At 58.4% G+C, this 13,607-nt stretch carries 11 protein-coding genes; all 11 read right to left on the reverse strand.

Annotated features, from left to right (window positions below):
* Window positions 1-81: 81 nt before the first annotated feature.
* A complete protein-coding gene (locus B6S09_RS10695; protein WP_094278476.1) occupies window positions 82-1,956 on the reverse strand; it encodes a propionyl-CoA synthetase in 1,875 nt (624 codons plus the stop codon).
* 51 nt (window positions 1,957-2,007) lie between these two features.
* Window positions 2,008-3,183, reverse strand: a complete 1,176-nt coding sequence (gene prpF, locus B6S09_RS10700) for a 2-methylaconitate cis-trans isomerase PrpF (protein WP_094278477.1) — start codon at window positions 3,181-3,183, stop codon at window positions 2,008-2,010.
* Between the two features lie 146 nt (window positions 3,184-3,329).
* Window positions 3,330-5,909 carry a Fe/S-dependent 2-methylisocitrate dehydratase AcnD gene (gene acnD, locus B6S09_RS10705; protein WP_166670313.1) on the reverse strand — a complete coding sequence of 860 codons (2,580 nt, stop codon included), beginning with the start codon at window positions 5,907-5,909 and terminating at the stop codon, window positions 3,330-3,332.
* Window positions 5,910-5,917: 8 nt separating this feature from the next.
* Window positions 5,918-7,078, reverse strand: coding sequence for a bifunctional 2-methylcitrate synthase/citrate synthase (gene prpC, locus B6S09_RS10710; RefSeq protein ID WP_094278479.1), 1,161 nt, complete (start codon window positions 7,076-7,078; stop codon window positions 5,918-5,920).
* 41 nt (window positions 7,079-7,119) lie between these two features.
* Entirely contained in the window at window positions 7,120-7,998 is an 879-nt protein-coding gene (gene prpB / locus B6S09_RS10715; protein WP_094278480.1) for a methylisocitrate lyase, read from the reverse strand.
* A complete protein-coding gene (locus B6S09_RS10720) occupies window positions 7,995-8,714 on the reverse strand; it encodes a GntR family transcriptional regulator (RefSeq protein WP_094278481.1) in 720 nt (239 codons plus the stop codon). The genes prpB and B6S09_RS10720 overlap by 4 nt, the downstream gene beginning before the upstream one ends.
* 788 nt (window positions 8,715-9,502) lie before the next feature.
* Window positions 9,503-10,456 (reverse strand): SPFH domain-containing protein, encoded by a 954-nt coding sequence (locus B6S09_RS10725; RefSeq protein ID WP_094278482.1) that lies wholly within the window; start codon window positions 10,454-10,456, stop codon window positions 9,503-9,505.
* A gap of 35 nt (window positions 10,457-10,491) precedes the next feature.
* On the reverse strand, window positions 10,492-10,914 hold the full coding sequence (locus B6S09_RS10730; protein WP_094278483.1) for an NfeD family protein: 423 nt from the start codon (window positions 10,912-10,914) through the stop codon (window positions 10,492-10,494).
* Between the two features lie 302 nt (window positions 10,915-11,216).
* A complete protein-coding gene (locus tag B6S09_RS10735; RefSeq protein WP_208321742.1) occupies window positions 11,217-12,011 on the reverse strand; it encodes a TatD family hydrolase in 795 nt (264 codons plus the stop codon).
* A gap of 27 nt (window positions 12,012-12,038) precedes the next feature.
* Entirely contained in the window at window positions 12,039-12,998 is a 960-nt protein-coding gene (holB, locus tag B6S09_RS10740) for a DNA polymerase III subunit delta' (protein ID WP_094278485.1), read from the reverse strand.
* Entirely contained in the window at window positions 12,983-13,606 is a 624-nt protein-coding gene (gene tmk, locus B6S09_RS10745) for a dTMP kinase (RefSeq protein ID WP_094278486.1), read from the reverse strand. Before tmk ends, holB begins: the two co-directional genes overlap by 16 nt.
* Between the last annotated feature and the right edge of the window lies 1 nt (window position 13,607).

Raw genomic sequence — 13,607 nt, forward strand, 5'->3', positions numbered from 1 at the left:
ACGAATTAAAGACAATGGCATGACAGGTCATAAAAAAGACAGTTAACCGGCCCGCAGCAAGGGCCGGTCAGGGCTCTCGGCTTACTCCAGCACCCGTGTCAGCTCCTCGAGTGACGCAGGATCATCAATGGTAGAAGGCACCACATATTGCTCGCCGTCGGCAATCTGGCGGATCACCCGGCGCAGTATTTTGCCGGAGCGGGTTTTGGGCAACCGATCCACAATAATGGCCTGCTTGAAACAGGCCACCGCCCCTACCTGCTCACGCACCAGTTGCAGCAGCTCCCGTTCGATGCTGCCATTGTCGGAGGCATAGCCGTCTTTCAGCACCACCAGCCCCAACGGCAGCTGACCTTTCAGCTCGTCGTGCACCCCAATCACCGCACATTCGGCCACGGCATCATGGCTGCCGACAATGGCTTCCATCTCACCGGTAGACAGACGATGGCCGGCCACGTTGATCACATCATCCATGCGCCCCATGACAAACAGGTAGCCGTCTTCATCCAGGTATCCTCCGTCACCGGACACGTAATAACCGGGGAACTGGCCGAGATAACCGGATTCAAAACGATCGTGATTGCGCCACACGGTGGGCAGGCAGCCCGGTGGCAATGGCCGCTGAATGGTAATGTAGCCCTGCTCGCCCGCCGGCTGCGCTTCGCCCAGTTCATTCAGCACGGTCACCCTGTAGCCCGGAATGGGCCTGGTGGCCGAACCGGGTTTAATAGCGAAACGCTCCAGCCCCAGCGGGTTACCGGCAATGGCCCAGCCGGTTTCGGTCTGCCACCAGTGATCCACCACCGGACGCCCGGTGTGGCTTTCCACCCACTCCAGAGTGGGCGGATCCAGCCGTTCGCCGGCCATAAAAATAGTGGTAAGCGCGGCCATCGGGTATTGCTTCAGTTGCTCACCGTTGGGATCTTCCTTTTTAATGGCACGGAAAGCCGTAGGGGCCGAGAACAGCACCTTAACGCCATATTCGTCACACACTCGCCAGAAGGCACCGGGATCCGGGGTTTTCACCGGTTTGCCCTCATACAAGATGGTGGTGCAACCGTAAATCAGCGGGGCATACACAATGTAGGAATGCCCCACCACCCAGCCCACGTCGGAGGCGGCCCAGAATACATCACCGGGCTTCACGTTATAGATGGCAGACATGCTGTAATGCAGGGCCACCGCATGACCGCCGTTGTCGCGCACCACGCCTTTGGGTTTGCCGGTGGTGCCCGAGGTATACAGAATGTAGAGCGGATCCGTGGCCTTTACCGGCACACAGGAATGCGGCCTGGCCTTTTGCATCAGGGCGGACCAGTCCTTGTCGCGATCATAAGGCAGCTCGGCCAGGCATTCCCTGCGCTGTACCACCACCACATGTTCCGGCTTCCAGCGGCTGTCCATCACCGCCTTGTCTACCAGCGGCTTGTAGGGGATCACCTTGTTCACTTCCACGCCACAGCTGGCCGTCAGCACCACCCTGGGCTCGGCATCTTCAATGCGCACCGCCAGCTCATGCGGGGCAAAGCCACCAAACACCACGGAGTGAATGGCACCCAGGCGGGCACAAGCCAGCATGGCCATGGCGGCTTCCGGGATCATCGGCATATAGATCACCACCCGGTCGCCTTTCTGCACGCCAAGCTCGGCCAGCATGCCCGCCGCTCTGGCTACCTGATCCCGCAGCACACGGTAGGTATAACGGGCTTTTTTTCCGGTTACCGGCGAGTCGTAGATCAGTGCGGTCTGATCTCCCCTGCCCTGCGCCACATGATAATCCAGCGCCAGGTGGGCTGTGTTCAGCTCACCGTCGGCAAACCAGCGCTCAATGCCGTGCTCATCCTGGCTTAACACGGTATGCGGAAAGGTAAACCAGTCGAGTTTCTCGGCCTGTTGTTTCCAGAAGGTTTCCGGCGCACTGGCCGCCAGATCAAATGCCTGCTGATAAGTGAACATGGTGCTTGCTCCTGACATTGCTTTTCCTTAAGCGCCGGGGCGCATTAACAATTACTCAAACGGCACGCGCACAACCCCTTCCATTAAAATGCGCGCGCTGCGGCTCATCGATACGGTATCCACCCTCCAGCCCTGCTCTGTGTTGCGGGCACTGGCCCCCACCGTTAAGGTGCCGGACGGATGACCAAAGGTAACCCGCTCTCTTTCTTCCCTACCGGCAGCCAGGTTAACCAGGGTGCCGGGCACACAGGCGGCGGCGGCAATGGCCACGGCGGCGGTGCCCATCATGGCGTGGTGCAGCCTGCCCATGGACAACGCCCGCACCAGCACATCCACCTCATTGCCGGCAACGGGCTTGCCACTGGCGGCAAGATACGCGGCCGGCCCCGCCACAAAGGCGATCTTGGGAGTATGCTGACGCAGTGCTGCTTCTTCAGGCTCGTTGATCAGCCCCATTTTTACGGCCCCAACGGCGCGGACACGCTCAAACATGGCCAGGGTGTCCGCATTGCCGTTAATGTCTGGCTGCAGTTCGGTACCGGTGAAACCCATGCTGCCGGCGTTAATAAAAATGGTTGGTATGCCGGCATTGATCAGCGTGGCATCCAGGGTGCCCACCCCGGGTACCTCCAGTTGGTCGATCACATTGCCGGTGGGGAACATGGCCCCCTCACCCGGCGCAACAAAATCCACCCGGATTTCCGCGGCAGGAAAGGTAACGCCGTCCAGCTCAAAATCACCGGTTTCCTGCACGTCACCGTTTACCATGGGCACGTGCACCAGCAGGGTTTTACCTATGTTGGCCTGCCATACCCGCACCGTGGCCGTGCCGTTTTCCGGCAGCCGTGTTTTGTCCACCAGGCCGGCGTGAATGGCAAAGGGGCCCACCGCTGCCGACAGATTGCCGCAGTTGCCGCTCCAGTCGACAAAGGGTTTATCAATGGACACCTGGCCAAACAGGTAGTCCACATCGTGATCGGGCTTTTCGCTCCTGGATACAATCACCGTTTTGCTGGTGCTGGAGGTGGCTCCGCCCATGCCATCCGTGTGTTTGCCGTAAGGATCCGGGCTGCCGATCACCCGCAGCAGCAGCCGGTCCCGGGCATCGCCGGGTACCTGTGCCGGTGGCGGCAAATCGTCGAGGTTAAAAAACACGCCCTTGCTGGTGCCGCCACGCATGTAGGTGGCAGGTATTTTCAGCTGGGGCGGATAGGCATTACTTGCCATGGTTAACTCCTGTTAATAACCCGTTTGGGTGCGATGTATCCCGTCACTCCGGCGAAGGCCGGAGTCCATTGCATGGGGCACATTCCCATAAGGAATACTCACGGTCTGCAGAATGGATTCCGGCTCGGGGGCCGGGATGACCACCCTCACCCTGCCAGAAAGTCCCGGGCAAAACGCTGCAGCACACCGCCGGCACGGTATACATTAAGCTCATCGGCCGTATCCAGCCGGCAGCGTACCGGCACCCTTTCCTGCTCACCATTGCTTCTGGTTATCACCAGGGTCAGCACTGCGCCTGGGGTTATCCCACCTTCCACGTCATACAGTTCGGCGCCGTCCAGCGCCAGCGTATGCCGGTTGGTTCCCGCCAAAAATTCCAGTGGCAGCACCCCCATCCCTACCAGGTTGGTACGGTGAATACGCTCAAAGCCTTCCGCCACAATGGCTTCCACCCCCGCCAGGCGAACCCCTTTGGCAGCCCAGTCCCGGGACGAGCCCTGGCCATAGTCGGCCCCCGCCACAATAATCAGCGGCTGCTTGCGGCTCATGTAGGTTTCTATGGCTTCCCACATCCGGGTGACCTTGCCGTCCGGCTCAATCCGCGCCAGCGAGCCCTGCACCACCTCACCATTTTCCTGCACCATTTCGTTAAACAGCTTGGGGTTGGCCAGGGTCGCCCGCTGAGCCGTTAAATGATCGCCGCGATGAGTGGCATACGAGTTAAAGTCTGCTTCCGGCAGCCCCATGCTGGCCAGATATTCTCCTGCTGCGCTGGATGGCAGAATGGCATTGGAAGGCGACAGATGATCGGTGGTGATGTTGTCCCCCAGAATGGCCAGCGGCCGCATGCCGGTGAGGCTGCATTCCCGGGCCAGGGCTCCTTCCCAGTAGGGAGGCCGGCGGATATAGGTGCTCATGGGCCGCCAGTCGTATAGTGGCGGCGTGTTCTGGGCGGCATCATTGAGCTTGAACATTTGAATGTACACCTGATTAAACTGCTCCGGCTTCACGTATTGCGCCACCACCGCATCAATTTCTTCATCGCTGGGCCAGAGATCGTTCAGGTAAACCGGCTTGCCGCCGGCATCGGTGCCCAGCGCATCGCGCTCTATATCGAAGCGAATGGTTCCCGCCAGCGCATAGGCCACCACCAGCGGCGGCGAGGCCAGAAATGCCTGCCGGGCATAAGGGTGAATGCGGCCGTCGAAGTTGCGGTTACCCGAGAGCACCGCTGTGGTATAGAGATCGCGTTCAATAATCTCCTGCTGAATGGCCGGATCCAGTGCTCCGCTCATGCCGTTACAGGTGGTGCAGGCATAACCCACAATGCCAAAGCCGAGTTGCTCCAGCTCCGGCAGCAGGCCGGCTTCTTCCATATAGAGCCGTGCCACTTTTGAGCCGGGCGCAAAAGACGTCTTTACCCAGGGCTTGCGCGTGAGTCCCAGCGAGTTGGCCTTTTTGGCCAGCAGCCCCGCCGCCACCACATTGCGCGGGTTGCTGGTATTGGTGCAGGAAGTTATGGCGGCGATGATCACGGCACCGTCCGGCAGTTCTCCGGGTTTCTCCTGCCAGGGGCCGGCAATGCCCCGCTCGGTGAGCGCCGAGGTGGGCAAACGCCGGTGCGGGCTGGATGGCCCCGCCATATTGCGGGTAACCAGGCCGACATCAAATTCCAGCACCCGTTCATACTCGGCGGTGCTCAGGTCATCGGCCCACAGACCGGTATGCCGGGCGTAGTGCTCTACCAGCTTAATCTGCTCATCATCCCGTCCGGTCAGGCGCAAGTAATTGATGGTCTGCTCATCGATATAGAACAGGCCGGCGGTGGCCCCGTATTCCGGCGTCATGTTGGAAATGGTGGCCCGATCGCCAATGGTAAGATCCCGGGTGCCTTCGCCAAAAAACTCCAGCCAGGCCGACACCACCCGTTGCTCACGCAAAAACTCGGTCAGCGCCAGCACAATGTCGGTGGCGGTAATGCCCGGTCTGCGCTTGCCGGTCAGCTTTACGCCCACAATGTCCGGCAGGCGCATCATGGAAGGCCGGCCCAGCATCACGGTTTCGGCTTCCAGCCCGCCCACACCAATGGCTATCACCCCGAGGGCATCCACATGGGGGGTATGGCTGTCGGTGCCCACACAGGTATCCGGAAACGCCACGCCGTGTTTCACCTGTACTACCGGCGACATTTTCTCGAGGTTGATCTGATGCATAATGCCGTTTCCGGCAGGGATCACACTCACGTTCTCAAAGGCGGTTTTACACCATTCAATAAAGTGAAAACGGTCTTCGTTGCGTCTGTCTTCAATGGCGCGGTTTTTTTCAACGGCATCCGGCTCAAAGCCGGCATGCTCTACCGCCAGCGAGTGATCCACAATCAGCTGGGTTTCCACCACCGGATTAACCCGGGCCGGATCGCCCCCCTGTGCAGCAATGGCATCCCGCAAACCGGCCAGGTCAACCAGCGCAGTCTGGCCCAGTATGTCGTGGCACACGACCCGCGCCGGGTACCAGGGGAAGTCGAGATCGCGCCGGCGCTCAATCAGCTGTGCCAGGCTGTCAGTCAGCTGCTCAGGATCGCAGCGGCGCACCAGTTGCTCTGCCAGCACCCTTGAGGTGTAGGGCAACCGCTCATAGGCACCGGGCGCAATGGCATTGACTGCCGCTCTGGCGTCATAAAATTCAAGCCGGCTACCGGGTAACGGCTTACGATATTGGGTGTTCATGACCGTCCTCACTTGCGCTCGCCGATGGGCAGCCAGGCTTGCGGCTCAGGGCCGATGTAGTCGGCGCTGGGGCGAATAATGCGGTTGTTGGCGCGCTGCTCAAACACATGCGCGGCCCAGCCGGTTACCCTGCTCATCACAAAAATGGGGGTAAACAGCTTGGTGGGAATGTCCATAAAGTGGTAGGCAGAGGCGTGAAAGAAGTCAGCATTGCAGAACAGGTTTTTCTCCCGCTTCATCACCTGCTCTACCCGCTCGGATACGGCATAAAGGTGAGTATCGCCCACGTCTTCCGCCAGCTTTTTGGACCAGGCCTTGATCAGGTCATTACGCGGATCCGACTCGCGATAGATGGCATGGCCAAAGCCCATGATTTTTTCCTTGTTGGCCAGCATCTGCATAATGCCGCGCTCGGCCTCATCGGCTGTTTGCCACTGCTCAATCATCTCCATGGCAGCTTCGTTGGCACCACCGTGCAACGGCCCGCGCAGGCTGCCGATGGCGGCAGTAATGCAGGAATGCAGATCCGACAAGGTGGAGGCACACACCCGGGCGGTAAAGGTGGACGCATTAAACTCGTGCTCGGCATACAGTACCAGAGAGCAGTGCATCACCCGCTTGTGCAGATCGGACGGGGCCTTGCCGGTCAGCATTTCCAGAAAATAACCGCCGATGCTGTCCTGCTCCGGACAGACGGTGTCGATGCGCACACCATCGTGGCTGTAGCGATACCAGTAACAGATGATGGCCGGCAACATGGCAAGCAGGGTGTCGGTTTTTTCACCCTGCTCTGAAAAGTCCAGTTCCTGATCCAGATTCCCCAATACCGAGCAGCCGGTGCGCATCACGTCCATGGGGTGAGCATGAGCGGGAATTTCTTCCAGCACCCGGCACAACGCCGGCGGCAGACCACGACGGGCGGTCAGCAACTGCTTGTAGTTATCCAGCTCGGCTTGCGTCGGCAGCTTCCCTTTCAGCAGCAGATGGGCGACTTCTTCAAATTCGGCATGGTGCGCCAGATCGGTAATGTCGTAACCACGGTAAGTCAGTCCGGTGCCGCTCTTGCCCACGGTGCACAGGGCTGTGGTGCCGGCACTCTGGCCGCGCAGCCCGGCCCCGCCCAGTTGTTTCTCTTCCTTGTTCACTCCGGCAGTGGCAAACGTTGTCATAACAGACTCCTTGTTTTTGGTCGAGGTTCAATCGGTAAGCGTCAGTCGCCTTTTTGCTCGCTGAACAACTGGTCGAGCTTGTTCTCGTAATCGTGATAACCCAGGTAATGGTAGAGCTGCTCACGGGTTTGCATGTTGTCCACCACATTGCGCTGGTGACCGTCTTTTAACAGGTGCTGATACACATTCAGCGCCGCCTGGTTCATCGCCCGGAATGCCGACAACGGATACAGCACCATGTCCACCCCGCATTCCGCCAGCTCGTCACGGCTGAACAGCGGGGTCTGGCCGAACTCGGTAATGTTGGCCAGGATCGGCACCTTTACTGCCCCGGCAAACTGTCTGTACTGCTCCAGGGTATTGATGGCTTCGGGAAAAATCATGTCGGCCCCCGCTTCCACACAGGCCAGGGCGCGGTCAATGGCGGCATCCATGCCTTCTACCGCCAGCGCATCGGTACGGGCCATAATCACAAAGTCCGGATCCGTTCTGGCATCCACCGCCGCCTTTACTCTGTCCACCATCTCGCTCTGGCCGACAATGGCCTTGTTGGGTCTGTGACCACAGCGTTTTTGCGCGACCTGATCTTCCAGGTGTACCGCGGCAGCACCGGCCCGCTCCATCTCCCTGATGGTGCGGGCAATGTTAAAAGCCCCGCCAAAACCGGTGTCAATGTCTACCAGCAGTGGCAGCTTTGAGGCCGCCGTGATCCGGCGTACGTCTTCCAGCACATCATTCAGGGTGGTAATGCCCAGATCGGGCAGACCGTAAGACGCATTGGCAATACCGCCGCCGGAAAGGTAAATGGCCTGGTGCCCCACCTGCTCTGCCATCATGGCGCAGTAAGGATTAATGGTGCCTACCACCTGCAGCGGCCGGCCATTGGCCACCGCCTGGCGGAAACGTGCTCCCGGACTCATACGCTTGCTCCTTGTTCGTCTTTCAGTTGTTGTTCAATCAACAGCCGGCTGCGCATAATGTGGCGGCGCATCAGCATTTCGGCCAGCTCCGCATCCCGCTCCCGCAGGGCTGCCAGTAAATGAAAATGTTCGCTCAACGCCTGCTGCGGACGGGAGTGCGAGCGCTGGGACTGATGCCGGTACATACGCAGCAGGTGGTAAAGTTCATCGCACAGCAGGCCGATTAAGGTGCTGTTACGGCTGGCCTGAATAAGGCGGTAGTGAAAGTCGAAGTCCCCCTGCTGATGAAAGTAGGACGCCCCTTCCACTTCTTCGATATGGGCTTTATGGGTATCCAGCAACTGCTGCAGGGCATCCAGCTCCTGTTCGGTAATGTGTTGGCAGGCCAGCCGCACCGCCATGCCTTCCAGCGCTTCGCGCACCGCATAAATCTCCATCAGTTTGGCCCGGCTGAGAGCAATGACCCGTGCGCCTACATGGGGCGCACGCTCAATGAGCCCTAACGATTCCACCCGCATGATGGCCTCACGCAGAGGCCCGCGGCTCACCCCAAAACGCCGGGCCAGCTCCGGCTCGGAGATTTTACTGCCGGCGGCGAACTCCCCTTTTACGATAAGGTTGATCAGCCGCTCGGTGAGGTTCGCCGACTTGGTCAGCTCCCGCTCCTCGGTCTCCGACAGCTCGCTGTCATGGGGTACTACTGTTTGCTCAGCCATTTAAGTGTCGACAATTTAACGGATATGAAACAAAATTATCACCTTAATCTGGGCTTATCAAGGCGATGTGTCGACAGTCGTGGTTAAACTTTGGTCTAGGGGCCGACCATGCCAGGCGGTGAGCTGGCACATCTAACGACAGCAAGGCTGGTGCCATTGATTAATGGGAAACTGCTTTTGTGGTTATTTCCGTGAAAGCGGACGTTCAGGTGCAATATGTTGTGGATCTCCGCCTTCGCGGAGATGACATGGGTTAAATGATTGAGCGCGGGGATAAGGCGTAAGCGAGCCTGATGTCATTGATTAATGGAAACTGCCTTTTGGTTATTTCCGTGAAAGCGGGCGTTCAGGTGCAATATGTTGTGGATCTCCGCCTTCGCGGAGATGACATGGGTTAAATGACTGAGCGCAGGGATAAGGCGTAAGCGAGCCTGATGTCATTGATTAATGGGAAACTGCCTTTTGGTTATTTCCGTGAAAGCGGACGTTCAGGTGCAATATGTTGTGGATCTCCGCCTTCACGGAGATGACATGGGTTAAATGATTGAGCGTGGGGATAAGGCGTAAGCGAGCCTGATGTCATTGATTAATGGGAAACTGCCTTTTGGTTATTTCCGTGAAAGCGGACGTTCAGGTGCAATATGTTGTGGATCTCCGCCTTCGCGGAGATGACATGGGTTAAATGCGAAGATAGGCATGGATTTGAATGCGGAGATGGTGTGGGATAAATAAGGAGGTAACCATGGCCACCTGCAGACGTGGCCATGGTGAATGAAGAGCTGATGTTATTACTGAGCTTTGCCCTTCAGCAGGGCCTCTATGCTGCCCACGGCACCAAGCACACTGCTGGCTTCATAAGGCAGGAAGATACGGTCGCCTTCTTTACCGATTTCAGGCAGGGTTTTCAGGTATTCAAGGCCGAGCAGGTAACCCACCACCATTTGCGGATCCAGGCGGTCGCTGCCGGCGGCAAGCACCTGATCAATGGCCTGACGCTGACCCTCGGCCATCAGAATGGCCGCTTCTTTTTCCCCTTCTGCCACCAGAATGTTGGAACGCTTTTCACCTTCGGCCCGGGCGATGGCGGCTTCACGCTCACCGTTGGCCTGCAACACCAGCGCCCGGCGTTCCCGCTCGGCGGCCATTTGCTTACGCATGGCATCTTCCACCTCGGCGGGGATCAGAATATCCTGGATTTCCACCCGGGTAACCTTTACACCCCATTTGTTGCCGGCCTCGTCCATCACCAGCTGCAGCTTGTCATTGATCTCCTGGCGGGACTCAAACAGCTTGTCGAGCTCCATTTTGCCCACTTCGGAACGCAGTGAGGTTTTGGCCAGAATTTCGATGGCCTGGATCAGGTTCTCGGTCTGATAAACGGCACGCTCAGGATCAATCACCTGAAAATACAGCGCGCCATTGACGGTTACGCTGACGTTGTCGGCCGTGATCACCGACTGGCCGGGAAAATCCAGCACGGTTTCACGCCGGTCAATGCGGGTTTCTTCCTGCACAATGGCCACATTTTCACCGTCAATGGCCTGGTAGCGACGCACCTTGATGGAACGAGGCTTGTCGACAAAAGGAATAATCCAGTTAATGCCCGGGCTCAGGGTTTTCTGATAACTGCCGAGGCGTTCAATGACCACGGCTTCCGATTGCTGCACTATCATCAGCCCCTTGATCACCAGTGCCAGTACCAGCACGGTAAACACCAGAGCAATAATTAACATTATGTCCATGATAAAATCCCCTTGCGATAAATATTATTTTTAAGTTATTTCCGTGGCTTAACAATCGCGGTAATGCCGTCGAAACGGACAATTTCCACTTCTTCCCCTTCTTTTAATTCAAGATCTGACTGGGCTCGCACCATAAACAGATCCCCTTCCAGCTTGAGCCGCAGTTCCCCGGTATGGTGCCGCACCAGTTTGCCGGTTTGATGACGGCTTTCTCCGGCCAGGCCACTCTGGCGGCGAGAAGGTGCAAACTGGCGAAAGACTTTTTTCAGCAAGGGGGCCAGTACCCCGGCAGCCAGGGCAAAAGCAAACCATTGCCCCGTGGCCCCCACGCCAAACAAGGCAGTGGTCATCGCCACCAGTGCTGCCAGCCCCATGGCAAAGGCAAAAAAGCCGGTGCCGAGCAGCTCGGCAAGTAACAGAACAAGAGCGGCAATAAGCCAGAGATGCCAGGCAAGCACGTGTTATTTCCTCAGATACAAATGAAACAGTGTTAACTATAGGGAAGCTGAAAGCCGGAAGCCAGCGGGGGTGAGGGAATAGGGTAACAACGTCACTCCGGGCTTGACCCGGCATCCATGGCATAGAGCACGGTTTCTATGAATACTCCGTTGCCTGCGAAATGGATTCCGGCTCAAAGGCCGGAATGACTTAATAAGGGCGTGATACGTACAGATGCCGACTGCGGGTTGCTGGGATCCGCATGGCTCACACCAACCCAGGACACCGCAGACGGCACCTCTTATGGCTGATAGCTTACGGCTTACAGCTCCCCTACGGGGCGGGCCAGTTTAAACAGCTCAAAGAAGTTGGCGGTGGTTTGTCTGGCCACCTCTTCGTAAGGTACGTCTTTCAGCCTGGCAACAAACTCGGCCACGGTGCGGGTATAGGCAGGCTCGTTTTCTTCTCCACGGAACGGTACCGGGGCCAGCCAGGGAGAATCGGTTTCCACCAGCAGCCGCTCCAGCGGCAGGGCCTTGACCACCTCGCGCAGGGCATCGGCACTGCGGAAAGTCACAATGCCCGAGATGGAAATATAAAACCCGAGCTCAATGGCTGCCTCGGCCATTTCCAGCGACTCGGTAAAGCAGTGCAGCACGCCACCCACCTTGCTGGCTCCCCCCTTGCGCAGAATTTCCAGGGTATCTTCCTGGGCGCTGCGGGTATGAATGATCAGCGGCTTGTTCAGCGCCACCGCTACCTCCACGTGCTGCTCGAACGAGCGCTTTTGCAACTCGGCGGTTTCCGGGGCATAGAAATAGTCCAGCCCGGTTTCGCCGATGGCCACCACGGACGGGTGCGATGCCAGCTCCCGCAGCCGCGCCGGATCGTTTTGCTCATCATTCTGGTGCAGCGGGTGCACACCACAGCTGGCAAACACCTGCGGGTAAGGCTCAACCGCTTTCAGCATGTCAGGAAAAGACGACAGCCCCACGCCAATGCACAGCATGTGGTTAACGCCGCGACTGGCGGCTTTGGCAATGGCCTCGTCCATGGATTTGTGTTTTTTGCCGTAATCGAGTTTGTCGAGATGGCAATGGGAATCAACCAGCAAAATCAGCTCCGGTATTGGTTATCGGTAAATCTATGAATGTAATAACGCCTGCTGCAAAGAGTGCAGCCACTGGCCCAGCTGCAAACCGGTATTCATGGGTCTGCCCTGCCCCGGCTGCAGGCTGCGGCGTAACTCCAGCAGTTCGCTGTTCAGCCGGTTCAGACAAACCGGACTCAGCCGCGCCAGACGGACACTGTCTGCACGGCAGTCATCCAGCTTAAGCGGGGCCTGCACGCCAAGGGCCGTCTGCAGCGCATCCTGCAGCAACAGCTGAACCCATACCAGGTGCACGGGTTGCTCCTGCAGGGTCGCCTGCACCCTGGCAAACAGGGCCGGGTGTCCGGCCAGATCACTGAGTTCACTCAGCAGTTGCAGCCGTTTATCGTCGGCACCGGCATTCAGGTAGTCCAGGGTCTGCAGCGGCGAGCCCTGATTCACACTGAGTGCAGCCGCACTGGCCTGCGCTCCCTGCTCCTTCAGCCAGGTCAGCACGGTGCGGGGGTCCGGCAGCGGCACCAGCCATTGCTGACAGCGGCTGATAAGTGTTGGCAGCAGCCGTTCCGGCTGCGACGACACCAGGATCAGCGTGGCTTCCCCCGCCGGCTCCTCCAGGGTTTTCAGCAACGCATTGGCAGCGGCTTCGGTCATCAGCTCGGCCCGCTCGATAATGGCGACCTTGCCATGCCCCAGACGGGCACTCTCACTCATGATGCGGCTGAGTTCACGAATGGCATCGATACCGATACTGCGTCCTTCCCGGCCCACGATATGCAGATCCGAATGACTGCCGGCAGCGGTCAGCTCACAGGCATGGCACATACCACAAGGTGCATTGGATGTATGTTGGCATAACAATGCATTCGCCAGCTGGCCGGCCAGTTCGCGTTTGCCCAGCCCCGCCATGCCCTTGATAAGCAATCCATGGCCCAGGTGCTGTGCCCGCACGCCCCGCAGCAGCCGCTGCCATACCGGCGTCAGCCAGGGATACACAGATGTTGCTCCAGCTTGGCCAGTACCAGTGCTTTCACCTGTTGTTCGTCGCCGGAAGCGTCGATCAGCAGGCTGCTGGCATCTGCCTGCACCAGTTCAAGGTAGCGCGCGCGGGTGCGCTCAAAAAAGTCCAGATTTTCAAGCTCAATACGATCCAGCTCACCCCGGCTGCGGGCACGGGTCAGTCCCTGCGCGGGATCAATATCCAGATACAGGGTCAAATCCGGTTTAAAGTCGCCCAGCACCGCATGTTTTATCTGGGTTATCAGGCCGGCATCAATGCCCCGGCCGCCACCCTGATAGGCCTGGGATGACAAGTCATGCCGGTCTCCCACCACCCAGAGGCCATCGGCCAGCGCCGGCTGAATACGGTTTTTCACCAGCTGTACCCGGGCGGCATACATCAGCAGCAGCTCGGCCTCCATGGTGAGCGGCTCTTCATGCACTTCTTTTACCAGCGCACGCATTTTCTCCGCCAGGGGCGTGCCACCCGGCTCTCTGGTGGTCATCACCTTGTGGCCTCTGGCTTCAAGCCAGTTCACCACATGGCGCTGTACCGTACTTTTGCCGGCGCCTTCCAGCCCTTCAATCACAATAAAACGGCTCATG

The organism is Oceanimonas baumannii, assembly GCF_002245495.1.
GTDB classification, from domain to species: domain Bacteria; phylum Pseudomonadota; class Gammaproteobacteria; order Enterobacterales; family Aeromonadaceae; genus Oceanimonas; species Oceanimonas baumannii.

What these genes read in the sequence shown, in the direction of transcription:
- prpB (WP_094278480.1), bottom strand. Translation starts at nt 7,998, where the DNA reads ATGAGTCCGGGAGCACGTTTCCGCCAGGCGGTGGCCAATGGCCGGCCG.
- prpF (WP_094278477.1), bottom strand. Translation starts at nt 3,183, where the DNA reads ATGGCAAGTAATGCCTATCCGCCCCAGCTGAAAATACCTGCCACCTAC.
- B6S09_RS10725 (WP_094278482.1), bottom strand. Translation starts at nt 10,456, where the DNA reads ATGGACATAATGTTAATTATTGCTCTGGTGTTTACCGTGCTGGTACTG.
- B6S09_RS10720 (WP_094278481.1), bottom strand. Translation starts at nt 8,714, where the DNA reads ATGGCTGAGCAAACAGTAGTACCCCATGACAGCGAGCTGTCGGAGACC.
- acnD (WP_166670313.1), bottom strand. Translation starts at nt 5,909, where the DNA reads ATGAACACCCAATATCGTAAGCCGTTACCCGGTAGCCGGCTTGAATTT.
- B6S09_RS10695 (WP_094278476.1), bottom strand. Translation starts at nt 1,956, where the DNA reads ATGTTCACTTATCAGCAGGCATTTGATCTGGCGGCCAGTGCGCCGGAA.
- prpC (WP_094278479.1), bottom strand. Translation starts at nt 7,078, where the DNA reads ATGACAACGTTTGCCACTGCCGGAGTGAACAAGGAAGAGAAACAACTG.
- tmk (WP_094278486.1), bottom strand. Translation starts at nt 13,606, where the DNA reads ATGAGCCGTTTTATTGTGATTGAAGGGCTGGAAGGCGCCGGCAAAAGT.